Origin of the sequence: Parasulfitobacter algicola, assembly GCF_013315265.1 — a bacterium.
Classification (GTDB): Bacteria; Pseudomonadota; Alphaproteobacteria; order Rhodobacterales; family Rhodobacteraceae; genus Parasulfitobacter; species Parasulfitobacter algicola.
This window is the reverse complement of record NZ_JABUFE010000006.1, coordinates 86,709-113,283: the sequence shown is the minus strand read 5'-3', so window position 1 is coordinate 113,283 and position 26,575 is coordinate 86,709. Positions and strand designations below refer to the sequence as shown.

Annotated in this window: 27 protein-coding genes; 23 read left to right on the top strand and 4 right to left on the bottom strand. The window is 51.6% G+C overall.

From position 1 onward, the window contains the following. Nucleotide 1: 1 nt before the first annotated feature. Nucleotides 2–370: a DUF1428 domain-containing protein gene (locus tag HRQ87_RS11515; RefSeq protein WP_174138449.1), complete on the bottom strand. Its 369-nt coding sequence runs from the start codon at nucleotides 368–370 to the stop codon at nucleotides 2–4. A 71-nt stretch (nucleotides 371–441) separates the two neighbouring features. Here HRQ87_RS11515 and HRQ87_RS11510 point away from each other — a divergent pair, with 71 nt between their 5' ends. The 4 genes from HRQ87_RS11510 to HRQ87_RS11495 all read left to right on the top strand — a co-directional run bounded on the left by HRQ87_RS11510 (nucleotide 442) and on the right by HRQ87_RS11495 (nucleotide 5,103). After that, nucleotides 442–885 (top strand): MarR family winged helix-turn-helix transcriptional regulator, encoded by a 444-nt coding sequence (locus tag HRQ87_RS11510; protein WP_174138447.1) that lies wholly within the window; start codon nucleotides 442–444, stop codon nucleotides 883–885. A 169-nt stretch (nucleotides 886–1,054) separates the two neighbouring features. Continuing rightward, nucleotides 1,055–2,479 carry a cysteine--tRNA ligase gene (gene cysS, locus HRQ87_RS11505; RefSeq protein WP_174138445.1) on the top strand — a complete coding sequence of 475 codons (1,425 nt, stop codon included), beginning with the start codon at nucleotides 1,055–1,057 and terminating at the stop codon, nucleotides 2,477–2,479. A gap of 199 nt (nucleotides 2,480–2,678) precedes the next feature. Continuing rightward, entirely contained in the window at nucleotides 2,679–4,295 is a 1,617-nt protein-coding gene (gene cimA / locus HRQ87_RS11500) for a citramalate synthase (RefSeq protein WP_174138443.1), read from the top strand. A 43-nt stretch (nucleotides 4,296–4,338) separates the two neighbouring features. Continuing rightward, nucleotides 4,339–5,103 (top strand): squalene/phytoene synthase family protein, encoded by a 765-nt coding sequence (locus HRQ87_RS11495; RefSeq protein ID WP_174138440.1) that lies wholly within the window; start codon nucleotides 4,339–4,341, stop codon nucleotides 5,101–5,103. Here HRQ87_RS11495 and HRQ87_RS11490 read toward each other — a convergent pair. From HRQ87_RS11490 to HRQ87_RS11480, 3 genes are all read right to left on the bottom strand, one after another. After that, on the bottom strand, nucleotides 5,086–5,733 hold the full coding sequence (locus tag HRQ87_RS11490) for a hypothetical protein (protein ID WP_174138438.1): 648 nt from the start codon (nucleotides 5,731–5,733) through the stop codon (nucleotides 5,086–5,088). The genes HRQ87_RS11495 and HRQ87_RS11490 overlap by 18 nt on opposite strands. An 83-nt stretch (nucleotides 5,734–5,816) precedes the next feature. After that, a complete protein-coding gene (locus HRQ87_RS11485; RefSeq protein ID WP_174138437.1) occupies nucleotides 5,817–6,200 on the bottom strand; it encodes a hypothetical protein in 384 nt (127 codons plus the stop codon). 22 nt (nucleotides 6,201–6,222) lie between these two features. Beyond that, nucleotides 6,223–7,446 (bottom strand): MFS transporter, encoded by a 1,224-nt coding sequence (locus tag HRQ87_RS11480; protein ID WP_425501561.1) that lies wholly within the window; start codon nucleotides 7,444–7,446, stop codon nucleotides 6,223–6,225. 82 nt (nucleotides 7,447–7,528) lie between these two features. Here HRQ87_RS11480 and HRQ87_RS11475 point away from each other — a divergent pair, with 82 nt between their 5' ends. From HRQ87_RS11475 to HRQ87_RS11385, 19 genes are all read left to right on the top strand, one after another. Further along, complete coding sequence (locus tag HRQ87_RS11475) at nucleotides 7,529–8,272, top strand: cobalt-precorrin-6A reductase (RefSeq protein WP_174138435.1); 744 nt, start codon at nucleotides 7,529–7,531, stop codon at nucleotides 8,270–8,272. Further along, nucleotides 8,269–9,051 carry a hypothetical protein gene (locus HRQ87_RS11470; protein WP_174138433.1) on the top strand — a complete coding sequence of 261 codons (783 nt, stop codon included), beginning with the start codon at nucleotides 8,269–8,271 and terminating at the stop codon, nucleotides 9,049–9,051. The genes HRQ87_RS11475 and HRQ87_RS11470 overlap by 4 nt, the downstream gene beginning before the upstream one ends. Before the next feature lie 7 nt (nucleotides 9,052–9,058). Further along, nucleotides 9,059–9,685, top strand: coding sequence for a DNA-3-methyladenine glycosylase family protein (locus tag HRQ87_RS11465; protein WP_174138431.1), 627 nt, complete (start codon nucleotides 9,059–9,061; stop codon nucleotides 9,683–9,685). Continuing rightward, nucleotides 9,682–10,350, top strand: coding sequence for an alpha/beta hydrolase (locus HRQ87_RS11460; RefSeq protein ID WP_174138429.1), 669 nt, complete (start codon nucleotides 9,682–9,684; stop codon nucleotides 10,348–10,350). The genes HRQ87_RS11465 and HRQ87_RS11460 overlap by 4 nt, the downstream gene beginning before the upstream one ends. Nucleotides 10,351–10,520: 170 nt before the next feature. Beyond that, nucleotides 10,521–11,510 (top strand): MDR family oxidoreductase, encoded by a 990-nt coding sequence (locus tag HRQ87_RS11455; RefSeq protein WP_174138427.1) that lies wholly within the window; start codon nucleotides 10,521–10,523, stop codon nucleotides 11,508–11,510. Nucleotides 11,511–11,525: 15 nt separating this feature from the next. Further along, nucleotides 11,526–12,752: an aminotransferase class V-fold PLP-dependent enzyme gene (locus HRQ87_RS11450; RefSeq protein WP_174138425.1), complete on the top strand. Its 1,227-nt coding sequence runs from the start codon at nucleotides 11,526–11,528 to the stop codon at nucleotides 12,750–12,752. A gap of 37 nt (nucleotides 12,753–12,789) precedes the next feature. Then, complete coding sequence (locus HRQ87_RS11445; protein ID WP_174138423.1) at nucleotides 12,790–14,208, top strand: cryptochrome/photolyase family protein; 1,419 nt, start codon at nucleotides 12,790–12,792, stop codon at nucleotides 14,206–14,208. A 77-nt stretch (nucleotides 14,209–14,285) separates the two neighbouring features. Further along, a complete protein-coding gene (locus HRQ87_RS11440) occupies nucleotides 14,286–15,497 on the top strand; it encodes an SAM-dependent methyltransferase (protein ID WP_174138421.1) in 1,212 nt (403 codons plus the stop codon). 27 nt (nucleotides 15,498–15,524) lie between these two features. Then, nucleotides 15,525–15,983: a TrgA family protein gene (locus tag HRQ87_RS11435; protein ID WP_174138419.1), complete on the top strand. Its 459-nt coding sequence runs from the start codon at nucleotides 15,525–15,527 to the stop codon at nucleotides 15,981–15,983. Nucleotides 15,984–16,029: 46 nt separating this feature from the next. Next, the gene (locus HRQ87_RS20645; protein ID WP_174138418.1) at nucleotides 16,030–16,323 is read left to right on the top strand and encodes a gamma-glutamylcyclotransferase; all 294 of its coding nucleotides are present in this window, start codon (nucleotides 16,030–16,032) and stop codon (nucleotides 16,321–16,323) included. 132 nt (nucleotides 16,324–16,455) lie between these two features. Continuing rightward, nucleotides 16,456–17,097 (top strand): NUDIX domain-containing protein, encoded by a 642-nt coding sequence (locus HRQ87_RS11425; protein ID WP_174138417.1) that lies wholly within the window; start codon nucleotides 16,456–16,458, stop codon nucleotides 17,095–17,097. A gap of 49 nt (nucleotides 17,098–17,146) precedes the next feature. Next, nucleotides 17,147–18,181, top strand: coding sequence for a cysteine synthase A (locus HRQ87_RS11420; protein ID WP_174138416.1), 1,035 nt, complete (start codon nucleotides 17,147–17,149; stop codon nucleotides 18,179–18,181). Beyond that, the gene (locus tag HRQ87_RS11415) at nucleotides 18,181–20,478 is read left to right on the top strand and encodes a DUF3772 domain-containing protein (RefSeq protein WP_174138415.1); all 2,298 of its coding nucleotides are present in this window, start codon (nucleotides 18,181–18,183) and stop codon (nucleotides 20,476–20,478) included. The genes HRQ87_RS11420 and HRQ87_RS11415 overlap by 1 nt, the downstream gene beginning before the upstream one ends. A gap of 114 nt (nucleotides 20,479–20,592) precedes the next feature. After that, entirely contained in the window at nucleotides 20,593–20,775 is a 183-nt protein-coding gene (locus HRQ87_RS11410) for a hypothetical protein (RefSeq protein WP_174138414.1), read from the top strand. A 916-nt stretch (nucleotides 20,776–21,691) separates the two neighbouring features. Continuing rightward, complete coding sequence (locus HRQ87_RS11405) at nucleotides 21,692–22,207, top strand: IclR family transcriptional regulator (RefSeq protein ID WP_174138413.1); 516 nt, start codon at nucleotides 21,692–21,694, stop codon at nucleotides 22,205–22,207. Nucleotides 22,208–22,479: 272 nt separating this feature from the next. Continuing rightward, a complete protein-coding gene (locus tag HRQ87_RS11400) occupies nucleotides 22,480–23,187 on the top strand; it encodes a response regulator transcription factor (RefSeq protein WP_174138411.1) in 708 nt (235 codons plus the stop codon). Next, nucleotides 23,187–24,341, top strand: a complete 1,155-nt coding sequence (locus tag HRQ87_RS11395) for a sensor histidine kinase (protein WP_174138408.1) — start codon at nucleotides 23,187–23,189, stop codon at nucleotides 24,339–24,341. The genes HRQ87_RS11400 and HRQ87_RS11395 overlap by 1 nt, the downstream gene beginning before the upstream one ends. Nucleotides 24,342–24,598: 257 nt before the next feature. After that, nucleotides 24,599–25,795: an ABC transporter permease gene (locus HRQ87_RS11390; protein ID WP_281356639.1), complete on the top strand. Its 1,197-nt coding sequence runs from the start codon at nucleotides 24,599–24,601 to the stop codon at nucleotides 25,793–25,795. Further along, nucleotides 25,792–26,508, top strand: a complete 717-nt coding sequence (locus HRQ87_RS11385) for an ABC transporter ATP-binding protein (protein ID WP_174138404.1) — start codon at nucleotides 25,792–25,794, stop codon at nucleotides 26,506–26,508. Before HRQ87_RS11390 ends, HRQ87_RS11385 begins: the two co-directional genes overlap by 4 nt. The last annotated feature ends 67 nt before the right edge of the window (nucleotides 26,509–26,575 follow it).

The following is a 26,575-nucleotide window of genomic DNA, read 5'->3' as shown; positions in this document are numbered from 1 at the left end:
CCTATGCTGACACTTTGGCGCGCATGTCGACCAGCGGTTCGAACCCGCCCCACATCATGCGCATCCCATCATAGGGCATTTCCGCAAGTTGCTCCATACGCGGATCGTTCATCATTTTTTCCCATCCGTCATCTGCCGTTTTCTTGTCGGGCCATATCATCCAGGAAAAAACAACTGTTTCATTGTCTTCTTTCTTAACGGCCATCGGAAACGACGTGACCTTGCCATCTTGCACATCCACACCCCAGTTTTCGTGACAAGATAAACAGCCATAGTCTTTGAAAATCGGCCATGCAGCTTCGGCATGTTTTTTGTATTCATCTTTATTCGCAGTCGGTACAGCCAGCAAAAATCCACTAATATAAGACATTTCAAACTCCCCTTTATCAGAATCGTATCGTTAGGTTGACAGTTGGTTATGTTGATATCAACATAAATATTATGAAACAGATTGATCTGCCATTTTCCGCCACGATTGAAGTGCGGGACCGTTGCTTGTGCTTTAGTGTTCAAAGGGCTGCGCGTTTATTGGCGCGCCGGTTTGATGTCGCATTGAAACCCTTTGGAATAACCAATGGTCAGTTTTCACTTTTGATGTCATTGAACCGTCCTGAAGGTCCGCGGATCACAGATCTGGTGCCTTTTTTGGGTATGGATCGTACGACATTGACCGCAGCGCTGAAACCTTTGCAACGACGCGAACTGGTTGACATGATCGCTGATGAAAAAGACGCCCGCGCGCGCCGGTTGGTTTTAACAGATCAGGGCAGGGCGCTTTTGCGGGATGCTTTGCCCGTATGGCGGTTGACCCATGATCAGGTTGATGCCGAATTATCTGAAATCAACCCCAGCCAACTGCGCACAGCTTTGGGTCAGATCAAATAGCAATTAACCCTTTGTCAAAATGATGGCCCATGCTAAGACCCTTAGCATGAGCAAAATATGCATCATTTGTATTTGCATTACCATCTGACATCGTCAGGCGGGCCGTTCTTCTATTCCATCTATCCATCGAAGTTGCTAAGCCCGCCGCGACCCCGCGTGTGAGGACCCTATGACAACGATCAAACTGACCAACACGAAGACCCGCAAGAAAGAGGTCTTTCAGCCGCTCGACCCCAAAAACGTGCGCATGTATGTCTGTGGGCCGACGGTCTATGACCGCGCGCATCTGGGCAACGCGCGGCCCGTGGTGGTGTTTGACGTGCTGTTCCGGCTGCTGCGGCATGTCTATGGGGCCGACCACGTGACCTATGTGCGCAATTTTACGGATGTGGACGATAAGATCAATGCTCGCGCTGCTGAAACGGGGCGATCCATTGAGAATATCACCGCCGAGACGGCGCAATGGTATCTGGAGGACATGGCGGCTATTGGCGCGATGGAACCCACTCATATGCCCCGCGCCACGCAGTATATCCCGCAGATGGTCGCGATGATTGAGGGGCTGGTCGCTAAGGGACACGCGTATGAGGCCGAGGGCCACGTTCTGTTCGCTGTCGAAAGCTATGAAAACTATGGAAAACTATCCGGCCGTTCCATTGATGACATGATGGCCGGCGCACGAGTCGAAGTCGCGCCTTATAAGCGTAACCCGATGGATTTCGTACTGTGGAAGCCTTCGACCGATGATCTGCCAGGGTGGGACAGCCCGTGGGGCAGGGGGCGGCCCGGTTGGCATATCGAGTGCTCTGCCATGGCGGATGATCTGTTGGGCGAGACCTTCGACATCCACGGCGGCGGGATCGACCTTCAGTTCCCCCACCACGAAAACGAAATCGCCCAATCCATGTGCGCCCACCCCAAGGGCGATTTCGCCCGCTATTGGCTGCATAACGAGATGCTGCAGGTCGAGGGCAAGAAGATGTCCAAATCCTTAGGCAATTTCTTCACCGTCCGCGACTTGTTGGATCAGGGTGTGCCGGGCGAAGTGATCCGGTTCGTGATGCTGAGCACGCATTACAGCAAGCCGATGGATTGGACGGAAAAGAAGCGGGAGGAAGCAGAAAGAACTATTAGAAAATGGTATGATATAACTCAAGGAGTTAAACCCAGTATACCGCATGAGTGCATCTTAGACTCGTTATCTGATGATTTAAATCTACCTTTAGCCATTTATTATTTGCACTCATTTTTTGATGACATTCGCGCACATAAAAATTTTGAAGTAAATGGTGTGGAATATATCGGTCTTTCATCCGATGATCTTCGAGGTGTTTTTTTGGCTAGCGCGCAGTTGCTTGGTTTGCTTACAGATGATCTTGGCGCTTGGGACATACCATCCGTTGATTTATCTGCATATGCGAAACGTCTTACTGAATTGCGTGAAACAGCAATAAAGACAAAGAATTTTGTTGTATTGGATGCAATGAAGTCTGCTTTGGCAGAGGCTGGTGCAGAGGTTCGTATGGGCAAGACCCAGATCGAAGTCATTGCTGGGCCAAATTTGGACGTAGCAAAGCTTGAGGTCTTGAAATGACAGTCGCAGCTATGTCCAGCGACCGACGCGCACGGGAAGGGCGAGAAGCGCCCGCCCCGTGGGGGGGCGGGTCGGGCGCTATGCATGACGCATGCGTCATGCATATTCGGAAAACCGAAGCTTCAGTCCGCGCAGTCCCGGACTTGATCCGGGACCTCGGGGGATTTGAGGTGCATTGGCTGCGGCGGGAGGATGGGACATGACGAAAGAACGGCTCTATCTTTACGACACCACGCTGCGCGACGGGCAGCAGACGCAGGGCGTACAGTTTTCGACTGCTGAGAAAATTCAGATCACACAGGTTCTCGACCAGCTTGGGATAGATCACATCGAAGGCGGCTGGCCAGGCGCGAACCCGACCGATAGCGAATTCTTTGACAGCGCGCCCAAAACCAGCGCCACGCTGACCGCCTTTGGTATGACCAAGCGGGCAGGGCGGTCGGCTGAGAATGACGATGTTCTGGCGGCCGTCATGAATGCGGGTACCGAAAGCGTCTGTCTGGTCGGTAAGACCCATGATTTTCATGTGACCAACGCTCTTGGTATCTCGCTCGACGAAAATATCGACAATATTCAGGCCTCGATCCACCATATCAGCAGTCAGGGCCGCGAGGCGATCTTTGATGCCGAGCATTTTTTCGATGGCTACAAGGCCAACCCCGGTTACGCGCTGGATTGTATTGATGCAGCCCATGTGGTGGGGGCCCGTTGGGTGGTTTTGTGCGATACCAATGGCGGCACGTTACCCCATGAAATCAGTCAGATAACGCGCGACGTTATCGCAGATGGCATTCTTGGATCTGATCTTGGTATTCACACGCATAATGATACGGAAAACGCGATCGCGAACACTCTAGCGGCAATCGATGCGGGGGTGCGTCATGTACAAGGCACGTTGAATGGACTGGGCGAGCGCTGCGGCAATGCCAATCTAACGACGCTTATCCCTTTGTTATTGCTGAAAGAACCCTATGCCAGCCAGTTTGAGACCGGCGTGACTTTGGACGCGTTACAGGGCCTGACCCGCGCCTCGCGTCTGCTGGATGACATCCTGAACCGCGTGCCGCAAAAGCAATCGGCCTTTGTTGGTGCCAGCGCTTTTGCCCATAAGGCCGGTCTGCACGCCAGTGCGATTGTGAAAGACCCGGCAACATACGAACATGTCGACCCTGCATTGGTGGGAAATTCCCGCATTATCCCGATGTCTAACCAGGCGGGTCAATCGAACCTGCGGCGGCGCTTGTCCGAGGCAGGGCTTGATGTAGCCAAGAACGACCCGGCATTGCCGCGCATTCTGGACCGGATCAAAGAGCGCGAGGCCGTGGGCTATAGCTACGATACCGCGCAGGCATCGTTTGAGCTGATCGCGCGGGAAGAACTGGGCATGCTGCCGCAGTTTTTCGAGGTGAAGCGATATAAGGTAACTGTTGAGCGTCGAAAAAACAAATATAATCAAATGGTTTCCCTGTCTGAAGCCGTGGTGGTTGTTAAGGTTGGCGATCAGAAAATGCTGTCAGTCAGTGAAAGTATGGATGAGACTGGCAGTGATCGCGGGCCGGTCAATGCGCTGGCAAAAGCATTGGCCAAGGATCTGGGCCCCTATCAGCAGATGATTGACGATATGCGGCTGGTGGACTTTAAGGTGCGGATCACCGATGGCGGAACCGAAGCTGTGACGCGTGTCATTATTGACAGCAAAGACAGCGCCGGTCAGCAGTGGTCAACAGTGGGTGTGTCGCCCAACATAGTAGACGCGTCATTTGAGGCGTTGTTGGATGCGATCAAATGGAAGCTGGTGCGCGATAGTGCAGGTTGAAACCATTGCGTCTTGAGTATTTTTGGAACAATGAAGGTGATGTATGAGCCTTGATGCCTGCGCCGCACTGGTTGAAAAAGCCGATCCGGATCGTTTTCTGGCAGCCATGTCGGCCCCGGTTGAAGCGCGGCGTGTGTTGTTCCCGATCTATGCCTTTAATGTTGAGGTGTCGCGTGCGCCATGGGTCACTGAAGAACCTATGATCGCTGAAATGCGGCTGCAATGGTGGCGTGATGCCTTGGAAGAAATCGCGCAGGCTGGGCCCGTGCGACGGCATGAGGTCGTTGATGCACTGGCCGCAGTTCTGGATAAAACAGGCGCACAGCTTTTAGATAAGCTGGTCGCAATTCGGCGGTGGGATATTTACAAGGATGTCTTTGAAGATACGGCGCATTTTGAAGATTATATTCAGACGACTTCCGGCAACTTGATGTGGGCGGCCGTGCGCGCCCTTGGAAATGCGAATGAAGCGGTTGTCCGTGACTTTGCCTATGGGGTCGGGATAGCAAACTGGTTTTGTGCTATCCCAAAGTTGGAAGGCCGAGGACGAAAACCCTTACTTGATGGTCGCGCTGAGGCTGTGAAAGCCCTTGGTGAACAAGCTTTACACAGACTACTGCAAGCCAGATCAAGACGCGCCGAAATATCGCCAGCTGCAGCGTCTGCATTGCGCGCGGGATGGCGGGCCAAAGCAATATTATCGACAGCGATTAAAGCTCCGGAACGCGTCGCGGATGGGAATTTAACCGAAAGCGCGTTTATCTCAAAAATACGGCTGATGGGATACGCATTAACCAACCGATGGTAAATCTATCCGGTCCACATTGGCGATTGCGACTTTCAGATATTTTCGTGGTCGGCTTGATAAATAAGAATTGGTCGCCATTGCATCCAAACCTTTGAATTTCAGAAAAACAGCCAAAGCATAAGCGCAGGTTGGTTGGGTCATATAGCCGGACCAACCTGCCTGATCTGCACCTTCCAGTGCGAAAACACCAAAACCTTCGATAATCATATGCAGATCTGTCGTCAGCTCATGCATGGCCTCACCACCGGGCAATAGATGTTCATGATCAGCAAGTTTCAAGTGCAGAAACTCATGCGCCATAGTGGCGATGAAATTCATGGGTTGCCGCATATTTCGGGGACTATAGGTGATCAGTGGTTCATCGGTGTCATGCCAATATTGTCCTGCGATATCAGACATTTGTCCATACTGATGTGCGATTTCATCAGGCAAATTTGGCAGCGGTTCGATATGGAATTTCTGATCAATATTAAGGTGCCGCGCAACGTCATCGGCAACAGCACGGGCTGTTTTTTCGTCCTGTCCACCGGGGGCTGTGAAATAGTCTTTGGTGGGCAAGATCAAATCATTCAGTTTGTTATCGTCACGTGCCAGAACCCATTCAAAATTTTCGATAATCCAATCTGACATATCGTCACTAATGGTCGGTTTGCGACGAAATAACATTGTTCTAAATTGCCTCTTTGTGCATTTGAAAACATTTCAAGTAATTATCAACCAAATGCTTTTTCGGCCCTGACATGATCAATAAGCGCCTGGGATTGTTCATTGTCATAGGTATGATTGGGTGCAGCAAGAATCTTTTTGACTTTACCGTTTTTCTTTTCACCAAAAATGATTGTTTTGCCTGTACTGTCATCAACTGTAAGGCTTTCCAGCGGCCATGTTTTTAACCGCATCCCTAAAGGATTATAAAATTCCAATTGATTGTTTTGATATCGGACCATCGGGTTAACCAAGGTCAAAATGCCATAAACGACCATGATTATCGGACCAATCAATGAGACAGGGTTCCCGGATATCAAAACGACGGCTAAGATAAGCACCCCTGCAGTAAGCACCGACCATGAGATCCATTTTTTAATATAAAGTTTCAACTTTTTATCCTTTTAATACTTGTTACGCTATTTCTTTTGGTCGCATTACTAACCAGATCAGCGCGCCACCTGCCAAGACCAAAAATGGCACCATAGCCAAGTTTACAGCAGTCCAGCCTTGCACCACATCGCCGCCAGAACAGTTCATCAACCCCCCTGAGGCAAGCGATGCAATCGTCACGCAGCCAAAGACGATCATGTCATTCATGCCTTGCACGCGTCCGCGTTCTTCGGGACGGTGGGCTGTGGCCAGTAATGTCGTGGCACCGATAAAGCCGAAGTTCCAGCCGATACCAAGCAGTATCAAGGCAACGTAAAAGTTGCCAATCTCAACACCTTGAATGGCGACAACACCCGCAATGGCCAATATGACAAGCCCCGTGGCAATGATTTTTTCCACACCAAAGCGCGCAATCAGATGGCCCGTGAAAAAGGATGGCCCAAACATTGCCAATACATGAGCTTTGACCACGCCGGATGCATCAGCTTCGGTGAAACCACATCCGACCACCGCAAGGGGTGTTGATGTCATCACCAAGTTCATCAGCGCGTAGGATACCATCGCGCAAATAACAGCCACGGCGATTTTGGGATCACGCAGCAATTCGACATAACTGCGACCGCCACCTGACTGCGCTGTTGGTTTGGAGGGGGTGGGGATGTCAAGCCAAAAGAAAATGACAAGCCCCGCAGCGTTTAACAATATTGCCACAACATAAATGTTGAAATACCGCATATGACTGGCATCGGGATTGCCTGTTGTCATAAAACTGACGATCTGCGGCCCGATGATTGCGGAAATCAAACCGCCCGCCATAACATAGGAAATAGCTTTGGGTTTGAAAGCATCAGATGCGGTGTCAGCGGCGGCAAAGCGATAAAAACCCTGTGCGGACATATAGATACCGGTCATGTAACTGCCGATCAGAAACACCCAGAAATTCGCGATAAACAGTCCGTATGCTGAAATGACGCCCCCCATCAGCCCGCCAACAGCACCGATTAGAAAGCCAACACGCCGGCCCCGTATCTGCATCACGCGGCTTAACCAGGGGGCTGTGGTCATGGACCCAAAAACGATGAGCGAAATTGGCAATGTTGCCAGGCAGGGATTCGGCGCCAGCATTTGCCCTGCCAAGCCACCGATCACGAAAATCATGGTGATCTGGCTGCCCAAAATAGCCTGTGCCACGACAAGTGTCGCAACATTGCGCATGGCGCGCTTATCATCGGTCATATAGCTCATTGCGAAAGCGGTATCCGGTCAGATCGACCTTGGCAAGCATCACGCTTGCCGTGCGGCAATAGGCCGGGTATTCCAACGCCTTATGCGTGTATTGCTTCTTGCAGGATCGGGTGAAGCCCGCACATTAGCCCATAGCCTGATGGCGATGGGAATTGATACGATTGCGTCTTTTGCAAGCGACAACCGTGTGCCAGATGATCTGGGTATACGACTACGGATCGGCGGTTTTGGTGGGGCGGAACCGTTTGCTGAATTTCTGCAAACTCAAGGGATCGCAGCGGTGCTGGACGCGACGCACCCATTTGCGCATCTTATATCGCTGCGCACGTCGCAGGTTTGTGCGCAAATGGGTATTCCTTATTTGCAGCTTTTGCGCCCGGAATGGAAGCCAGCCCCCGACGATAGCTGGACGGTGATTGATGATGAAACACAAGCGGCTGATCATATCCCCGTGGATGCGACCGTCTTTCTGGCCACAGGTCGCCAGACGCTGGACCGCTTTGCGAATATGTCTGGCCGCCGTCTGATCTGCCGCCGCATTGATCAGCCCAAGGGTCCGTTTCCGTTCAAAGGCGGCGAATATCTGGTGGGCATCCCGCCCTTTAGCCAGGCTGAGGAAGAAGAATTGTTCACATCCCTTGGCATTGACTGGCTGGTTGTCAAAAATGCGGGCGGCATGGCAAGTCGCAGCAAATTGGACGCCGCGCGGGCGCTCGGTCTTCCGGTTGCCATGATCCGCCGCCCTGCAAAGCTGGACGCGCCGCAAGTCGAAAGCGTGGATCAGGCTTTGAATTGGGTGAAAACTTTGGGTATTCGTGAAAAATGAAAGCCAATCGTATCAAAACACGTGGCCCAGATGGCCATGCCGATCCGGACAACCCGCTTTATGATGTTGTCCAAGACGCCTATCGCGTATTTGCCGCCAGCGAACCGCCAGAAACAGTCGGTGCCTGTGATTGTTGTATGGAGCCAAATATCAAGGCTGATTTCTTTAACCATGGACAACGCGATTTACCGTTTCATTATCTGAAAGACTGGTTTTTTGCCGCGGTTGATGACACATTTTCCAAAAGAACTTGGTCCTATCTGTTGCCACGTGTTTTCGATGCTCTGGCGGCAAGGGAAGACGTATCATCGGTCGGGAATGAAGTTGCGTTATCTAAATTTCCCACCGGTAAGCGCGAACACTGGTCTGATGAAGAATGGGATGTCATTGACCGTTTCCAGCGTCTGTATCTGGAAACTCAGGTTGGTCGTACATACGATATTTATGACGAAAAATACCGTCTTGATGATGTCCTGAGTATTTTTGGCTATGCCCAATGGGACGCGACATCATTGTTTGATCAGGTGTTTCAATGGCCAACCGATCAATTGGCCAAGCAGCTTTGGAGCGATTGGTGCGAACTTGGAAAGCCCGGCGTCTGGATAAATAGCTTTTGGCCTGACGCCTCTGTTCCATATGAACATTACACCAGCCAATCGCTTTACGACCGCATGGTCGCTTTTGGTATGGACGAGGTTAACGAAAAAGAAATTGCAGGTAAGGCATTGCAAGTCGCTGACGCTATAGAAGCATTCAGAACAGACAGTCATAGGTCATAAAGCGATTATGCAGCGGATCATTCAGACCCATGATGACGTGGCCGAAGGTGCTGCATGGCTTGCATCGCATGACAAACGGTTCGCCCATGCGCTGACTTTGACGGGGCCACTGCCATTGCGGCGGCGCAAGGATGGGTATGCGCAATTATTGAGTGCAATTGTCAGCCAGCAGGTGTCCGTTGCAGCAGCAAACGCGATCTGGGGCAGGTTGCGGGATGCCAGGTTGACCGGCCCGCGCAAGGTCATGTGGGCCAGTGACGAAGATTTGCGCAACTGCGGGCTTAGTCGACAAAAAATCCGCTATGCCAAGGCTTTGGCCGAAGCGCGGATTGACTTTAGATCCCTGCAAGATGCCCCCACAGGTCACGTTGTCAAAACCCTGACACAGGTTCCGGGTATCGGGGTTTGGACGGCGGAAATCTATGCGATGTTTTCGCTTGGTCACGCAGATGTCTTCGCCCCAGGTGATCTGGCCCTGCAGGAAGCCGCGCGCATTCTGTTTGATCTGGATGATCGGCCCAAGGAAAAAGCAATGCGCGAAATGGCAGATGATTGGAGCCCATGGCGATCGGTTGCAGCGCGGCTTTTATGGGCCTACTACAAGGTTGCAAAAGACAGGGAAGGTATTCGATGACACGTGCACTACAGGCAGGCCGCCGCGCGGCGCTTTCAGGCGATACACGATCTGTTGTCGTTTTTTTGCATGGCTATGGGGCCAATGGTGCAGATCTTTTGGGGCTGGCTGATCCTTTGGCCGAACACCTACCAGACACGATGTTCATCGCCCCCGACGCGCCCGAGGCCTGTGCGGGGGCGCCGATGGGCTATCAATGGTTTCCGATCCCATGGATTGACGGATCATCCGAAGAAGATGCCAACATAGGCATGATTGCAGCTGTTGATGATCTGAACGCTTTTCTGGATGGGGTGATGGTGGACGAAGATATCCTGCCCGAACAGCTGCTGGTCCTGGGTTTTTCCCAAGGCACCATGATGGCGCTGCATGTCGCGCCCCGTCGCGAAGATGCTATTGCCGCTGTTGTGGGGTTTTCTGGCCGTCTTTTGAATCCCGATCTTTTGCCCGATGAAACGGTATCTAAAATGCCCATACTTCTGGTACACGGCGACCAGGACGATGTGGTCCCGGTTCAAAGCTTGCCCGAGGCCGCGCAAGCCTTGCAAGACGCAGGGTTCAAAGACGTTTTTGCGCACATCATGAAGGGCACAGCACATGGCATCGCGCCAGATGGCTTGTCGGTAGCGCTTGCATTCATGCGCGACCGGTTGGGCTATTCATAAGCTAACTAAATAGCTCATTAATAACGATTTCTTAAACGAAAAATCTAAACTCAATAACCTTAGATTAGATTGATCAAACTGCGCAATTGTTATGATCATGAAACTGGTATTGATGATGTGTTTTAGTGGGCTATGTGAATGAAATAAGATAATAAAAACGGGGGGACACAATGTTCAACGCTTTGGTGGTTGAAAAGAATGATGATGGCACAACGCATGCCAGCGTCCAGCAGATCAACTTGTCGCAATTGCCCGATGCCGATGTTACGGTAGACGTGGAACATTCGACTGTTAACTACAAAGATGGTCTATGCATCGGTCCTGGTGGTGGGTTGGTGCGCAATTATCCCCACATACCGGGCATTGATTTCGCCGGAACTGTTTCTGATAGCAGCGATGCCCGTTATGTCCCGGGCGACAAAGTCGTGTTAACCGGCTGGCGTGTGGGCGAAGCGCATTGGGGCGGGTATTCACAAAAGGCGCGGGTTAAAGCCGACTGGCTTGTTCCATTGCCAGAGGCTTTGACCACACGGCAGGCAATGGCAATCGGAACTGCAGGCTTTACTGCGATGCTTGCCATTAATGAACTTGAACAACAGGGCTTAACCCCTGAAAAAGGAACGGTTTTAGTCACTGGTGCCTCAGGCGGCGTTGGGTCGGTCGCCACAACGATACTCGCCAGTCTAGGTTATGACGTTGCAGCTGTGACAGGACGCCCTGAAACGATTCAATATCTGAAAAACCTTGGCGCCAATCATATTGTTCCACGTGAGGAATTATCAGAACCCACCAAAAAGCCATTAGATTCAGAAAAATGGGCTGCGTGCATTGATGCGGTGGGCGGCACAATGCTGGCGCGTGTTCTGACGCAGATGAAATATGGTGGATCTGTTGCGGCGGTGGGGCTAGCAGGGGGGGCTGCGCTTTCAACCACAGTTATTCCGTTTTTGCTGCGCGGTGTGACACTTTTGGGCATCGACAGTGTGATGCAACCTTATGAAAACAGGTTGAATGTGTGGAAACGCCTTGCGAGTGATCTTCCAATGGAAAACCTTGAAATGATGATCGAAGCTGCGACATTACAAGATCTGCCGAAACTTGGTGCTGACATTTTGAAAGGCCAGATCAAAGGTCGCGTGGTTGTGGATGTAAACGCTTAAGGTTGCGTGATCATTATGACCAAACTTGATACAGATTTCGTCCGGGGCCAGTTTCTGGCGTTTTCCGAACCATCGCTTCGCGATCAGGTTTTTGCGGAAAATGCCGGGGGATCGTATGCGTGCAGGCATGTGATCTGGCGGCTGACGCGGTTTTACAAACAACGCAAAGTTCAACCCTATGCACCTTATGCCGCATCGCTTTTGGCGGGCGATGAAATGGACGAAGCGCGCGAACGTCTGGCGCGGCTTTTGAACGTGGGATCAGATGAGCTGGTCTTTGGTCCATCGACGACACAAAATGTTTATGTGTTGGCGAATGCCTTTGCGGAATGGATGGTTCCAGGTCAGACAATCATCGTCACAGATCAGGATCATGAAGCAAATTCAGGGGCTTGGCGTAAATTGGCCAATTTCGGAATTGAGATACGCGAATGGAAAATCGACCCAGAAACGGGTCATCTGGATATTGAGGATCTGAAAAACCTACTGGATGATACGGTCAAGCTGGTCTGTTTTCCGCATTGTTCGAATGTCATCGGTGAAATCAATCCGGTCGAGGAAATCACACAGCTTGCCCATGCTGTCGGGGCTGTCGTGTGTGTAGATGGTGTCAGCTATGCACCACATGGTTTTCCTAACGTTAGCAAGCTTGGTGCTGATATCTATATGTTTTCAAGCTACAAAACCTATGGACCCCATCAGGGTATTATGGTTATTCGCCGCGCTTTGGCTGCTGCTTTACCAAACCAGGCACATAGTTTTAATGGTGATGCGCTGCATAAACGCTTTTCACCAGCAGGCCCGGATCATGCTCAAGTGGCAGCCTGTGCTGGTATCGCAGATTACGTAGACGCCTTGTATTCACAGCATTTTAAAGCCGGCCGTGACGGGGCAGGGCGTGCGGGATGTGTTCATGATCTGGTTAGGGCTTATGAAATAGATCTGATGAAGCCTTTGCTGGATTACTTATCATCTAAAAATAACATTCGGTTGTTAGGCCCTAAAGATGCGAAATTACGCGCGCCCACATTCGCAATTGAGATATCTGGTAAGGCAGAGGATGCTGCTGCAAGGCTTGCACATCATGGAATTATGGCTGGCGGCGGTGATTTTTATGCGGTGCGCCCGCTTAAGGCGATGGGCATCGATCCAGCAAAAGGCGTGTTGCGACTTAGTTTTGTTCATTACAATGTGGCTTCGGAACTTGATCGTGTTATCAACGCGCTAGATCAGGTCTTGTAGTATAGCCCCGATGGATGCCTTGGATTTTGAGACCTAAATGAACAATAAACCCATTATCGTCTGGTTTCGTCGTGATCTTCGTTTGGGAGATCATCCGGCACTTACTAAAGCTGTCAATCAGGGGTGCCCGGTCATTCCGGTGTTTATTCACGATGAAGTTGTCGAAAATCATGGGGCCGCCCCAAAATGGCGATTGGGCCTGTCTGTCGAAAATCTGTCACGTGAAATCGCGGACAAAGGTAGCAAACTAATTTTGCGTAGGGGCAATGCAGCCGATGTCTTAAAGGGCTTAGCGAAAGACACAAATGCACAGGCTGTTTATTGGTCAATGGCGTATGATCCGGATGCGGTCAAGCGCGACAAAGCAGTCAAAAAATCCCTTGAAGACATGGAGGTCGAAACGAAAGTTTTCCGCGGACACCTATTGTTTGAGCCGACAAGTGTCGAAACAAATACCGGCGGATTTTACAAGGTTTTCACGCCGATGTGGAAATCCGTTCGAAACCGTGATGTTGCCGATCTGATCGCTGCGCCCTCTGATATACCTGCACCGGATCAATGGCCTGTTTCTGATGAAATCAAAGATTGGAGCATGGGGGGGGATATGCAGCGCGGGCGCGATATTGTTGCACAATATGTCTGTGTCGGCGAAAGTGCAGCCACCAGCCGATTGGGCAATTTTATCGGCAACTGGATTAATGATTATCAAACCAACCGCGATTTGCCATGGCAACCCGGTACATCCAAGTTAAGCGAAAACCTGACCTATGGTGAAATCAGCCCGCGCAGTTGCTGGCATGCCGGTCAACGCGCGATGCAAGAAGGTAAAAAAGGTGCCGAAACATTCCTGAAAGAGTTGGTTTGGCGTGAATTTGCATATCATCTGGTCCACCATACGCCGCGCATTATCGATGACAACTGGCGTGAAGATTGGGATGCATTTCCTTGGAACGAAGATGAACGCAAGGCAGAAGTGAAGGCCTGGAAACAGGGGCGCACAGGCATTCAATTTGTCGATGCTGCCCTGCGCGAAATGTATGTGACAGGTCATATGCACAACCGCGGCCGTATGATCGTGGCCAGCTATTTGACAAAACATCTGCTGTGCCATTGGAAAATCGGTCTGAACTGGTTTGAAGATTGTCTGATCGATTGGGATCCGGCCAGCAATGCAATGGGATGGCAGTGGTCCGCAGGATCTGGGCCTGATGCAACGCCTTATTTCCGAGTGTTTAACCCCGTTACACAGCTGGATAAGTTCGACAAGAACCGCGAGTATGTCAGCACATGGATTGCAGAAGGCCGCAAAAACCCGGCCAAGCAAGCATTGCAGTATTTCGACGCAATACCGAAACAATGGAAAATGTCACCTGAAGATGATTATCCTGATCCCGTTGTAAAGGTAGATGAGGGGCGAAAAGCTGCACTTTCTGCCTATGAAAATCGAAGTTTTTAACAATGACAGGTGTATGAAAACCAAATAAGGTCAATACCTTGTCCAATAAGTATTCAGTGAGTTTGGGGAAAACAGGCATGATACTGACAACAACAGAAGGGCAGACTGATCTGCCACGTTACTTTACGGCTGTCTTTGACATGGCGCAGCACATGGAAAATGGTCGGTTGGATATGATATTGCCAGATGGTCGGTGCTTTAGGGCCGAGGGCAAAAATCCCGGTCCTGTCGCGCAATTGAATATTCACAATAAGGATATCTTTGCACGTCTTATCCGCGAAGGGGATTTGGGGTTTTGTGACGCCTATCTGGATCAATGGTGGTCAACACCTGATCTTCAGGCCTTTATGGATCTGGTACATGCCGACAATGATACGATTTACGACGGCTTTCATGGCCAGGCATTCATACGCGCCTATGAGAAATTTCGCTTTTGGTTGCAGTCAAATTCTAAGCGTCAGGCGCGCAAAAACATCTCATATCACTATGATCTTGGGAATGAATTTTACGGACTGTGGTTAGATGAAACCATGACCTATTCTTCGGCTCTTTTTGAGACCGGTCAAGAAAGCATGGAGAATGCCCAGGTCCGAAAATATGCTTCGATGATTGATGAAATGGGGGCTCGTCCCGGGGATCATGTTCTGGAAATTGGCTGCGGATGGGGTGGATTTGCGGAATATGCTGCTGCTGAACGTGGCCTTAAAGTCACAGGGCTGACCATCAGCCAAGAGCAGCACGACTATGCCCAAGAGCGTATCAGAAAAGCGGGTTTACAGCACCTTGTCGAGATCAAGCTGCAGGATTACCGCGACGAAAAAGGCACGTATGACGGCATCGCATCCATCGAGATGTTTGAAGCTGTTGGTGAAAAATACTGGCCTATATATTTCAACAGTGTTCGTGACCGTCTTAAGCCTGGAAAACACGCAACTTTACAAATAATTACAGTGCAAGATCGACGTTGGGATGTTTATCGACGAGGTGTTGATTTCATTCAGAAATACATCTTCCCAGGCGGCATGTTGCCCAGCCCCAAAGCTTTGCGGGCCGAGGTTGAACAATCGGGCCTAAGGGTAACTCGATCAATCGAATTTGGCGAAAGTTACAGTCAGACTTTGCGTCGTTGGCATGATACATTCAATGCTAAGTGGGATCAGGTTTCGGCTCTTGGGTTCGATGATCGGTTTCGCAGAATGTGGAACTTTTATCTAACCTCTTGCGCTGCGACCTTTCATAGCGGAAATTGCGACGTGACTCAGATTACAGTCACACGTCCCCAAGGGTAGGGGGCGCGTAAAAAGGGGACTTTTGTGATGCCGACTTCGCTTGTTATGCCAACCGCAGCCAAGCTAACCGCAGCGATTGCGTTCGGGGGGCTTGCAATGCTGACTGCCAATCTTGTGATTGAGGCAATGCCGACCGAACAAAATATGGGATATTTCATACCCATAAATATTCTGATCGGCGCAGGTGCAGGTTGGATGGTTGCAGGGTCGCGTGCACCTGGTGGATATGTTGCATCGTTCAGTTATGGCATAACGGCGGCCGTTATTTTCGCAGTCGTATCGCTTTTTACATTTTCCAGCTACATTATGATTATACAATCGCTTAGAAGGCGGTATGATAACGGTATGGAGGCTGTTGTTGGCGTATTTGAGTTGATGGCTGAGCATTTCATAATCATGGCAAACTACGAGATACTTGGTACCCTATTAATCGGCGGTATGTTGGCAGGTATGCTAACAGAATGGGTCGGGCAACGCTTTGCCTGACGCACTGTTTCTTTACGGAACACGTCGACATCATTTATTGTAGGTTTTGAGAAAAACCGATTTTCCGCCATTGAATGCTGCGTCGCTGCCCGCACATAAGGTCTGTCGTGCGAAATCAGTTGCATATCCGCTTTTGATCGAAAACAAAGAGCAGTCCGCGGATGGCATTCTAGTATATAATCTGCAGTCCAAAGATATCGAACGGCTGGATTATTACGAAGCCGTTTTTTTGAGTATTCAAGGCAGTCTATTGATGTCAATTCTGGTGGTAACTCTGTACAGGCTTGGGCCTATTTTCCAAATTTGCAAGACCGCGAACATGACGGTGACTGGGATCTGAAGACTTAGGTAAAAGATTACGGACAGCTTCAGATCGCAATCTCCCAAGATGTATGAAATACTATAACATTTTTTAAAACAAAATATTACGGCGCGTTATTAATGTATCTCAAGGCAAGCGTGGGCACGACTTATGGCGCAAACACCCGCGCCGTGTGATGTACGTCACAACATGGACGCATCTGAGGTTCATCAAATCACCTATGAGCCGCTTTTTTCAGGTTTCTTTTCTGCAAATCGACTGGGATTACGGCATCCAACATTCAATGGTTCATTATGTGACATACAAACGCGCGAAGTGTTCATCGGCAATGATGCGGCCCTGGTCATCCCTTATAATCCAATCCACGATACTGTTTTATTGGTCGAGCAATTTCGCATGGGTCCTTATGCGCGGGGCGATAAAAAACCATGGATGCTTGAGCCGGTGGCTGGCTTGGTTGATCCCGGCGAAACACCCGAGCAGTGTGCGATCCGTGAAGTGGAAGAGGAAGCCGGTATTGTTCTGTCGAACCTGCATCCCATTTCACAATACTATACATCGCCAGGATGTTCGACCGATTACTTCCATAGTTTCGTTGGCCTATGCGACTTGTCAGATGTTAATCACAGGCTTGGTGGTCTGGATGCAGAAAGGGAAGATATATTCATGCATGTTCTTGCCTTTGATGACGCACTCAGATTGATCGAAACGGGCGAGGCGCAGGTTGGGCCGCTGATCTTGATGCTGCTTTGGCTTGATCGAAACCGCGAAAGATTGCGCGCATCTGCTTGAGTTCCGCAAAAGCTGGCCCTAAAGCTATGTCAGCACGAACGGAGCAGCCATGCCTATCCATAACGATCTGGCCGAAGCAATCGGCAACACCCCATTAATCCGCTTGAAAGCCGCAAGTGAGGCGACAGGATGCACCATTCTGGGTAAAGCAGAATTTATGAACCCTGGGCAGTCGGTCAAAGACCGCGCCGCACTTTATATCATTCGTGATGCCGTGGAAAAGGGCCTGTTGAAACCTGGCGGAACCATTGTTGAAGGGACGGCCGGGAACACAGGGATTGGACTTGCCTTGGTTGGTGCCTCTATGGGCTTTAAAACTGTCATCGTCATTCCTGAGACGCAAAGTCAGGAAAAGAAAGATATGCTGCGTCTGGCGGGTGCTGAACTGGTACAAGTGCCTGCGGCCCCTTATAAAAACCCAAATAACTATGTGCGTTATTCGGAGCGACTTGCAGCAAAATTGGCTAAATCTGAACCCAATGGCGCGATCTGGGCCAATCAATTCGACAATATCGCCAACAGACAAGCCCACATAGAAACCACCGGGCCTGAAATATGGCGTGATACTGATGGCAAGGTTGATGGTTTCATTTGTGCAGTCGGCTCTGGCGGGACATTGGCAGGCGTGGCGACAGCGCTTAAGCCAAAGGGCGTTAAGATCGGTTTGGCGGATCCTGATGGTGCCGCATTGCACAGTTTTTATACGACAGGAGAGATGAAATCCGACGGTTCTTCCATAAGTGAAGGTATAGGGCAGGGGCGTATCACCGCCAATTTACAAGGGTTTACGCCCGATATGTCATTTAACATTCCAGATGCCGAGGCGCTGCCAATCGTCTTTGATCTGCTTCGCCACGAAGGATTGGTTTTGGGCGGATCGTCAGGTATCAATATTGCGGGTGCAATCAGAATGGCGCAGGATATGGGGCCAGGCCATACGATCGTGACGATCCTGTGTGATTACGGTACGCGATATCAATCCAAACTTTTCAACCCCGAATTCTTGGCGCAGAAAGGTTTGCCGGTGCCGGATTGGCTGGAAAGCGCGCCGCGCAGTATTCCCGGTGTATTTGAAGACGTATGATGCTGTATCGCTTTGTTTTTCTGATCATCTTTGCCTTTTTCGGCTTTTCAGCATTTGCACAGGATGTAGCCCCACCTGATTATCAACAGTGGGAAAATATTGCGACACGTGCCGAAGATGCCATACAGGCCGGGCGGGCTTCTAGCGCTGCGTTAGAACAGCTGCGATCACAGCTCGCTGTCTGGCGCGAAGGGTTTTTGTCAGCACAAAATACCAACCGGGCGCGGATTGAAACACTGCAAAATCAAATTGCGTCTCTTGGGCCTGCCCCGGAAGAAGGGCAAACAGAAGCTGCTGAAATTGCCAGTCGACGCACAGCGCTGCGCGAACAGCTGACGCGATTGCGTGCACCTATTGTAACGGCCGAAGAAGCATACAGCCGTGCCAACGGATTGATCGGTGAAATTGATCGGATTGTACGGGATCGCCAGGCCGATGCTTTGCTGCGTGCAGGTCCAAGCCCGGTGAATCCATCCCATTGGGATGATGCCCTTGATGCCGTTCAAACAACGTCAGTTCGTATCAAGGATGAAGTGCGAAATGCGTGGCTTAGTCCAGCGCAGCGTACCGAGTTACGCCAAGGTTTGCCTGTGGCTATTATTTTCCTGATATTTGCCTTGATCCTAATTCTACGTGGCCGCATCTGGATGGAACGTCTTGCGACCAAACTGTCAGGACGCGGGCAGGGGGTCTGGAGTTTTTTAATCTCGATTGGTCAGATCATCATACCAATGATTGGTATCATTGCCATCACGCGCGCTGTTTATCAATCTGGTCTTGTTGGCCTGCGCGGCGATATTTTGTTGTCTGTTATACCGTTTATGGGGCTTTCTTTCTTTGCGGCGCGTTGGTTGGGCATGCGTGCTTTTCCCCGCAGCGATGCGCAATACAGTTTGCTTACCTTAGATGAAAGGCAAAGACGTCAAGCCCGATTTAACATGGCAAGCCTTGGTTTTTTGCTGGGGTTTGTCGCCCTGATTGATGCCTATAAAGGGTACGAACGGTATTCAGCAGAAGTTATCACAGTTTTACAGTTCCCGCTTATTGTTCTGTCTTGTGTGATTTTGTACCGGATCGCGAACTTGATCAAAGCACATCTAAATGCCGATATTCAGGAAAACACAGAAAAAAATTACCGAAATGGACTTTTATCGATCCTTTCCAAGGTCATTTACGGCATTTCTTTTGCAGGACCGATTATCGCAGCATTTGGATATAACATCGCCGCAGAGTTCATTGTTTTTCCTACAGTTTTGACGCTTGGTTTGATAATTCTAGTCAGCGTTTTGCAGCGCCAGGTTTCTAATGTCTATGCGTTGCTAACCCGACGAGGTGAAGACAGTAAGGATGCCTTAATACCAGTGTTAATCAGTTTTGTACTGGCAGTTGCTGCGATGCCGCTTCTGGTATTGATCTGGGGTGGCAGGGTATCAGACCTAACTGAAATGTGGACCCAGTTTCGCGAAGGCTTTGCCATTGGTGAAACACGGATATCTCCAACTGATTTTCTGACCGTTGCCATCGTCTTTGCTTTAGGCTTTATGCTGACACGGTTAATCCAGGCGGGTTTGCGTAATTCTGTTTTGCCAAAGACCCGTGTCGATGTCGGTGGACGTAACGCCATTGTATCAGGCACCGGTTATATTGGTGTATTTCTTGCTGCTATTGCAGCAATAACTGCGGCTGGTATCAATTTGACATCACTGGCTTTTGTCGCTGGTGCACTTTCTGTTGGCATTGGTTTTGGTCTTCAAAATATCGTTTCAAACTTTGTCTCTGGTATCATTCTTTTGATCGAACGTCCCATCAGCGAAGGTGATTGGATCGAAGTTGGCGGCAGAATGGGCTATGTGCGTACAATTTCCGTACGATCAACACGTATAGAGACGTTTGATCGTACGGATGTAATTGTTCCAAATGCGGACTTAATTTCAAATCAGGTGATCAATTGGACCCGCGGCAACTCAATCGGCCGCGCCATCGTGCCTGTTGGCGTTGCATATGGAACTGATACAAAGAAAGTCGAAGCCATCCTGTCAGAGATCGCGAAAGACCATCCCATGGTCGTTCTCAACCCGCCACCAAATGTTCTTTTCATGGGCTTTGGCGCTGACTCACTCGATTTCGAAATCCGCGCCATATTGCGCGATGTAAATTGGCTTTTGAGTGTAAAATCAGAAATGAACCATGCCATAGCAAAGCGATTTGCTGAAGAAGGAATTGAAATACCGTTTGCACAACGTGACGTATGGCTTAGAAATCCTGAAGCTTTGAAAGCTAATAAGGATTGTGAGTGACAATGATTATTTTTTATAAACGAATAATTATTGGTTAAATTAGATGTAATTTAAATTATTAACATAATATTGATTATTGGATTTTGGTACTTCATCTAACTGGAGTATTACAAAATGTCGGAAAAAGTCACTACTCTCTTTAAGCGCAACAAGACGCGCTCTAAGTTGGCGGTACAGGATGAGATTATTTCCATCCTTGACGAAGCCAAAGACCGTATCGCTGACGATACTGGCGTTGATCTTCTCGTCGTCATCGACGAAATCGCGCGCGTAAAGCGTCTTTTCGGGGGCGCTTAACATAGCAAGCGTTACTGGCGGTCTTATTGACCGCCAGTCGCGGCGCGAAGATCGCCGCCACAATGAACGCGAAGCTGATCCTCGCACAGCTTGTCGTAAGTACGAGCGTGAAGGCCTTCGATTTGAGATCGCTGCCGTTGTCGCTGCTGATGACAAGTGGGAGCCCGTGGGCCGGCCATTTTAGGCTAATGCCCATTTGACGAAGATAATCTGCCTTCGGAAACACTGCCCGTTGAAAAGCCATCATTAGATTGACTGCCGATGGCGCATCTATTGAAAGGTAGATGCCCGTTAGCATTCGGGATCCGAGATCAAGCAGCACCGTCAGGTAGGGACGGCCGATTGGATCGTTGGAGATTTGATCGACAACAATAATGTCTAGTAGTGTGGTCGATTTGCACGACTGCCAGCGAGTCCTTTACTTCATATCGACCACGAATGATCTGGAAAGCCTGTCTTGCTGCTGTACTCCCTGCCCGCTTTCTTTTGAGGTATCGATCTTGAATGATGCCGATCCGACGCTCGACAGTCGACTTGCTGATTTTGTGAAGCCCCCTGCCCTCTAGCTCGGCATTGATGGATATAAGTACGCCGCTGACGGAGGCCCCGTTTCTTATCAGGAATTTCTTTCGCAGCACGCGTTTGATGACTTGTTCATGATGGTCGCTTAGCATGACGCTTGTTGGCTTACGCCCTGGCTTTGGATCGGCGCAGAATGCTGGCCCGATCATCGGTTCTCGCCCGTGCCAGACAGCGGTAAGCCGTGGACTTAGAGCATCGGTAGTCACGGCAAAAGTCGCGCAATGCTCCGAACGTATCAAAATCGGCAGTTTTTCGAACGGTACACACGCTTTTGCATGAAGGGTATCTCCTTGAAGTCCCCGAGCATGGCCGATTCAAGCTGGGGCCTAGCGTCTTGCAGCTCACTTATGGCTACCACGCCAGCAGCGAATTGCTTGAAGTCAGCACACCTATGCTCACGCGGTTACGCGATCTGACCGATTGGTCGACGCACTTGGGTGTCCTGGATGGACAATACGTGATGTATTTGCTGCGCTTTGCCGCAACCAGCGGTCTTTCTTCGCTAGTCCACGTAGGAAGTCGGCTCCCCGCGGCAGCCACCTCTATGGGTCGCCTGATGCTATGCCCCAAAAGCGAACCGGCGATACGTCGTCTCTACAAGGACAGTCCCACCGAAGCAGTCCAGAAAATACTCGATTTTCGCAGGCAGGACCTCAAATCTGATCTTATCGTCAGCATTGGCAATTTTGAAAGCGGCCTTTGCTCCGTCGCCGCACCGATTTTCGATATATCAGGTGAAATGATTGGCGCGATCAGCACGACGCGCATGACGGATACTGTTCCAGACTCGATACTCGTGCAAACGCGGACCGCAGCTAGCCAAATCAGCCGCGCCCTCGGTGCGCGATGAGCAGCCAAACATCGGGAAAACTCCCGGACCGGATACCTAGGCACCGTGATGTGATGCACCGCGTCGCGCTTAAACTCATCGCTGTAATTGCTTGTCCCCTTATCCGCCCCCTTGCCACAAAACTCTGTTCACACATATCTCAACCCGCCCTACCAACTAGGGGAGCAGCATGACTGAGCGAAAAGTCAAACAACAAGAAAGTTTGAAGGTGTTTGAAAGAACCGACCCACTCTGGTCTCGTATCATGTACTTTTCTAATCTATAATTATTCAATGAAGCCAAGCTCCTCATCCATTCCGCGTTCCTCGCCGCAACCGCTGATCCTTATCGTAGAGGACGACCCGGAGATTGCCGACATCCTGTCGCGATATCTGGAGCGGTCGAACTATCGGACGGTGACAGCTGCCGACGGCGATATGGCTCTGATGCATGCTGCAAAGCTTAAACCCGATCTTCTGCTTCTTGATTTGAACCTTCCAGCACGAGACGGTTTCGCGGTTTTGTCTGCGCTGCGGGTTGACGGTGAGACGCCAGTGATAGTCGTCAGCGCGATGGATGACGACTTGGATAAATTGTCCGCGCTCCGGATCGGAGCAGATGATTACGTGACCAAGCCTTTCAACCCGAACGAGGTTGTAGCCCGAGTTGCCGCCGTTCTAAGGCGGGGACGGTCTGCTGAGGCGCGAACCTTGCGTTTGGGGGCAATCACGCTCGACCTGGATGCCCATCGCGCCGCGGGTCCAAATGGCACGATTGAGCTGACGCCCAGCGAGTTCAGCCTGCTGTCCCATTTGATGCGCCATACCGGTCGCGTGTTCTCGCGGGACGATCTCTTGGACGCCTGCCTTGGTCACAGCGAGGCGATGGACCGCACCGTCGACAGCCATCTGTCGAACCTGCGCAGGAAGCTTGCCGACAGCGAGGCGGAGATTTGGATACGGACTGTACGAGGCGTAGGTTACCGGCTGGATTCTGTGTAATGAGGCCGCTGTCGTCTCATCTTCTTCGCATCGGCGGATCGGCTGCGCTTGCGGCAGTCATCGTGATCCTGGGGTTGGTCTGGATCGGAGAAGTCGTCTTGTGGAACGAGTTCGAGCGATCCTTGCCACCTGATCTACTGGCCGAACTGAATAAAGAAACAGAGGCTCTTTCGACGGAATTAGTGGATCGTATGGACGCCTATTACTCTGGTCGGATCGTTGGCATCGGGATCGCCGCAATCGCTTTGGTCGGACTATTAACAGGCGCAATCGTCAGCCTGATCGGTGGGCGGCGCCTGCTGCGCCCGCTGTTGTCTCTCTCGGAGGTCGCTGGCAAGATCAGCGCGGGCGATCTGTCTGCCCGTGCGCCGACCGTCCTGCGCACGACCGAAGAGGTCGAACGCTTCATTCGTGACTTTAATAAAATGGCGGCTGCAGCCGAACGCTTGGAACGAGAGCGTCGTGAAAGCTCGGCAGCCATCGCCCACGAACTCCGCACGCCGCTGACGGTTCTGTCGGGGCGCTTGCACGGGATGCTTGACGGCGTATTTCCGACAGATCGCTCGGACATCCTTGCCCTTCTGGGCCAAGTGAACCTGCTCACGCGGATCGTGGAAGACCTGCGCCTTCTGACATTGTCCGAGGCAGGTCGGTTGTCTTTGACGTTAGAATCCGTCGACCTGGCCGAGGTGGTCCGTAGCCAAATGACGACCGCAAACGCCATACCGAACATGGACAGAACAACTATCGCGACGGACCTCAAGCCGGCACCTGTCGAAGGGGATGCCCTCCGGATTATGCAAGTACTTCAGGCCCTTCTATGGAACGCCGTTCACCACGGGGGTGGCACGATACGGGTCGAGACCGGATCGAACGAGAACGCAGCGTGGCTTAGAGTAATGGATCGTGGCCCTGGGCTTCCAGCCGATGAGGCCGGCCGCGCATTTGACCGTTTCTGGCGGGCCGACGATGTGCGCGGGGATGTCGGATCAGGCCTCGGGCTCTCGGTCGTACAGGCTATCGCCAAGGCGCATGACGCCGAAGTATGCTATGCAGATCGCCCAGGCGGAGGTGCGATCTTCGAACTTCGCTTCGATGCTGCGCGCACCCCATCCATCTCCACAGTCTCTCCACAAAACGCGCAAACAGCCTGAACATTCGGGTTCTAAACAAGGTTATCCACGGCATCTCTATTTGGAGCCCCGATAATGACCCGGCTTGCGACTTTTCATAGTGCTATTCAATTTGGCCATCGGCCTTTCCGTTCGTACGATCATGTTGGGCTAAATGGTGAATGCCGACCAGAACTGCGCTGGCCCAGATGATTTCCTGTTGCCTGTTCATTGACACCGCCGGTTGCATGGGTGGTTTCGCAGCCCTTGTGATAAGCCGCTCCGAAGCCGACTGACCTATGTTTCGGATTGCGTGGTCTTCCGTTCGGCACGATTGGCGTCGCTACCTTCCGGTGGTGATCTCGGTCGCCGTGTCTGGCCTTCTCATGATGATGCAGCTTGGGTTGATGATGGGGGCGTTCCGCAGCATCGTGGCGCCTGTTGTCATGTCCTCGGCTCAGGTCTGGGTCGGGCCGTCGGATACGCTCTCGATAGACGATACGGGAACCCTCAAAGCATCGGATACTGCCCTGCTCTGGCTCTTTCCCGAAATCGACGATATCGAGCCATTCACAAAAGAATTCGGCACCCTTTCCCTCATGGCCGAGGTTGATGAGCTGGGCGATGTTGAACGCCGTTTTGTCGAAATCGTTGGGACGGCGAGTTCGCCGGATGCGATGCTTTTTGGTAAACTGGTTCCGGCTGGCATGCGATCTGCGCTGGCGGAACCGAGCACAGTCATCATCGACGAGGTTATTGCAGCTGGTCTCGGGGTCGAAGTCGGTGCGCGGGTCTTGATAAACGAGCGACCGGTGAGGGTCATCGGCGCCCTGCCGGGTCTGCGGGGCGCATTTACCTCCACAGTGATTACATCGCAGGCAACCGCACGCATGGTCAATGGCGAGGGAACGCCTGAAACGTCCTTCATGCTGCTCAGCCTGCGGGACGACCTGCCGCCCGAGGCTGTAGACGCATTGCTGACAAGCCAAATGGTGCCCTTCGGCGAGGGTGATATGCAGTTGGATCCGAACCTGACAGAGATGGGTGGACCTAAGCTTGCGTTCTGGACCCCTGAGGAACTGATCCGATCCACCATGTTCAGTTGGGCGTTCACCTCGTTTCTCGGCGTGATCTTCATGGCCTCGGTGGGCATTGCGTTGGTCGTCACGCTTCTTGTCGTCAGCCAATCGCTCAGCGGGGCTGTTGCCGCGTCAATTCGTGAATACGCGGCACTTCGGGCTTACGGGCTGTCCTTCGGTCGGCTGCAATGGCTGGTCATGGCTCAGGCCGGGATCGTGGGGATCGCATCATTGTGTGTAACAGGCGCCGTGGCGGGCGCGCTGATAGGCTACCTTGGACGTCTTGGTGTCTCGCTCGCAATGACACCGACCCTGGCGATATCCTGCGCAATTGCGCTTATGGCAGTCGTTTTCCTGTCAAACCTCATGGCGCTGCGCCGGCTGCGCAAGGCCGACCCGGCGGCGCTATTGCGATGACCCAGAGCGTTGCACCCTTGGCCCTTGAAGCCCGTGGGCTGGCCAAGTCGTTTCAGAATGGGCCGACCTCCGTCAACGTGGTACGAGACCTCGACATCTCGGTTCGCGTCGGGGCTTTCACCCTCATCAAAGGGCCCTCGGGCTGCGGTAAGTCCACACTTCTGGCAATGCTTGCCGGGCTGACACAGCCGGACAGCGGGGTCGTGACAGCCCGGGACACATCGCTCTGGTCTCTCCCCACGAAAGCGCGCGATGCGTTCCGATTGGCTCATATGGGCTTCATCTTTCAAGGCTCAATCCTGCTGCCCAGCTTGCGCGCGCGCGAGCAGATCGCCTTTGTGCTGCGCGAGATGGGTATGCCTCGGCATAAGGCTGACACAATGGCGCGGTCATCTCTTCGGGATGTCGGCCTGGGCGATCGGATGGAGATGCTCCCCGCCGCCCTGTCCGGCGGTGAAAAGCAACGCGTCGCTGTCGCCTGCGCCTTGGCGAAGCGACCAAGTGTGATCTTCGCTGATGAACCAACCAGCGCTCTAGACAGCGAAAATGGACAACTTGTTGCTTCGCGTCTTCGCGACCTTGCTCGCCAATCCGGTGCTGCGGTGGTTTGCGTCACGCATGATGACCGCTTGACCCCTTTCGCAGACAGCATCCTGCGCATGGAGGATGGGCGCATCATTGGAACACAAACCAGGGAAATCGCTCCAATATGATCCGTATCTTTCTCGTTCTTATAACACTCGTTTTTCCAGCACCTTCCTTGGCGCAACCTCTCGATGG

Excerpts from the sequence above, each read along its gene's own strand:
- HRQ87_RS11515 (WP_174138449.1), bottom strand. The coding sequence starts at position 370 with ATGTCTTATATTAGTGGATTTTTGCTGGCTGTACCGACTGCGAATAAA.
- HRQ87_RS11510 (WP_174138447.1), top strand. The coding sequence starts at position 442 with ATGAAACAGATTGATCTGCCATTTTCCGCCACGATTGAAGTGCGGGAC.
- cysS (WP_174138445.1), top strand. The coding sequence starts at position 1,055 with ATGACAACGATCAAACTGACCAACACGAAGACCCGCAAGAAAGAGGTC.
- cimA (WP_174138443.1), top strand. The coding sequence starts at position 2,679 with ATGACGAAAGAACGGCTCTATCTTTACGACACCACGCTGCGCGACGGG.
- HRQ87_RS11495 (WP_174138440.1), top strand. The coding sequence starts at position 4,339 with ATGAGCCTTGATGCCTGCGCCGCACTGGTTGAAAAAGCCGATCCGGAT.
- HRQ87_RS11490 (WP_174138438.1), bottom strand. The coding sequence starts at position 5,733 with ATGTCAGATTGGATTATCGAAAATTTTGAATGGGTTCTGGCACGTGAC.
- HRQ87_RS11480 (WP_425501561.1), bottom strand. The coding sequence starts at position 7,446 with ATGAGCTATATGACCGATGATAAGCGCGCCATGCGCAATGTTGCGACA.
- HRQ87_RS11475 (WP_174138435.1), top strand. The coding sequence starts at position 7,529 with ATGCGTGTATTGCTTCTTGCAGGATCGGGTGAAGCCCGCACATTAGCC.
- HRQ87_RS11470 (WP_174138433.1), top strand. The coding sequence starts at position 8,269 with ATGAAAGCCAATCGTATCAAAACACGTGGCCCAGATGGCCATGCCGAT.
- HRQ87_RS11465 (WP_174138431.1), top strand. The coding sequence starts at position 9,059 with ATGCAGCGGATCATTCAGACCCATGATGACGTGGCCGAAGGTGCTGCA.
- HRQ87_RS11460 (WP_174138429.1), top strand. The coding sequence starts at position 9,682 with ATGACACGTGCACTACAGGCAGGCCGCCGCGCGGCGCTTTCAGGCGAT.
- HRQ87_RS11455 (WP_174138427.1), top strand. The coding sequence starts at position 10,521 with ATGTTCAACGCTTTGGTGGTTGAAAAGAATGATGATGGCACAACGCAT.
- HRQ87_RS11450 (WP_174138425.1), top strand. The coding sequence starts at position 11,526 with ATGACCAAACTTGATACAGATTTCGTCCGGGGCCAGTTTCTGGCGTTT.
- HRQ87_RS11445 (WP_174138423.1), top strand. The coding sequence starts at position 12,790 with ATGAACAATAAACCCATTATCGTCTGGTTTCGTCGTGATCTTCGTTTG.
- HRQ87_RS11440 (WP_174138421.1), top strand. The coding sequence starts at position 14,286 with ATGATACTGACAACAACAGAAGGGCAGACTGATCTGCCACGTTACTTT.
- HRQ87_RS11435 (WP_174138419.1), top strand. The coding sequence starts at position 15,525 with ATGCCGACTTCGCTTGTTATGCCAACCGCAGCCAAGCTAACCGCAGCG.
- HRQ87_RS11425 (WP_174138417.1), top strand. The coding sequence starts at position 16,456 with ATGGCGCAAACACCCGCGCCGTGTGATGTACGTCACAACATGGACGCA.
- HRQ87_RS11420 (WP_174138416.1), top strand. The coding sequence starts at position 17,147 with ATGCCTATCCATAACGATCTGGCCGAAGCAATCGGCAACACCCCATTA.
- HRQ87_RS11415 (WP_174138415.1), top strand. The coding sequence starts at position 18,181 with ATGCTGTATCGCTTTGTTTTTCTGATCATCTTTGCCTTTTTCGGCTTT.
- HRQ87_RS11410 (WP_174138414.1), top strand. The coding sequence starts at position 20,593 with ATGTCGGAAAAAGTCACTACTCTCTTTAAGCGCAACAAGACGCGCTCT.
- HRQ87_RS11400 (WP_174138411.1), top strand. The coding sequence starts at position 22,480 with ATGAAGCCAAGCTCCTCATCCATTCCGCGTTCCTCGCCGCAACCGCTG.
- HRQ87_RS11395 (WP_174138408.1), top strand. The coding sequence starts at position 23,187 with ATGAGGCCGCTGTCGTCTCATCTTCTTCGCATCGGCGGATCGGCTGCG.
- HRQ87_RS11390 (WP_281356639.1), top strand. The coding sequence starts at position 24,599 with ATGTTTCGGATTGCGTGGTCTTCCGTTCGGCACGATTGGCGTCGCTAC.
- HRQ87_RS11385 (WP_174138404.1), top strand. The coding sequence starts at position 25,792 with ATGACCCAGAGCGTTGCACCCTTGGCCCTTGAAGCCCGTGGGCTGGCC.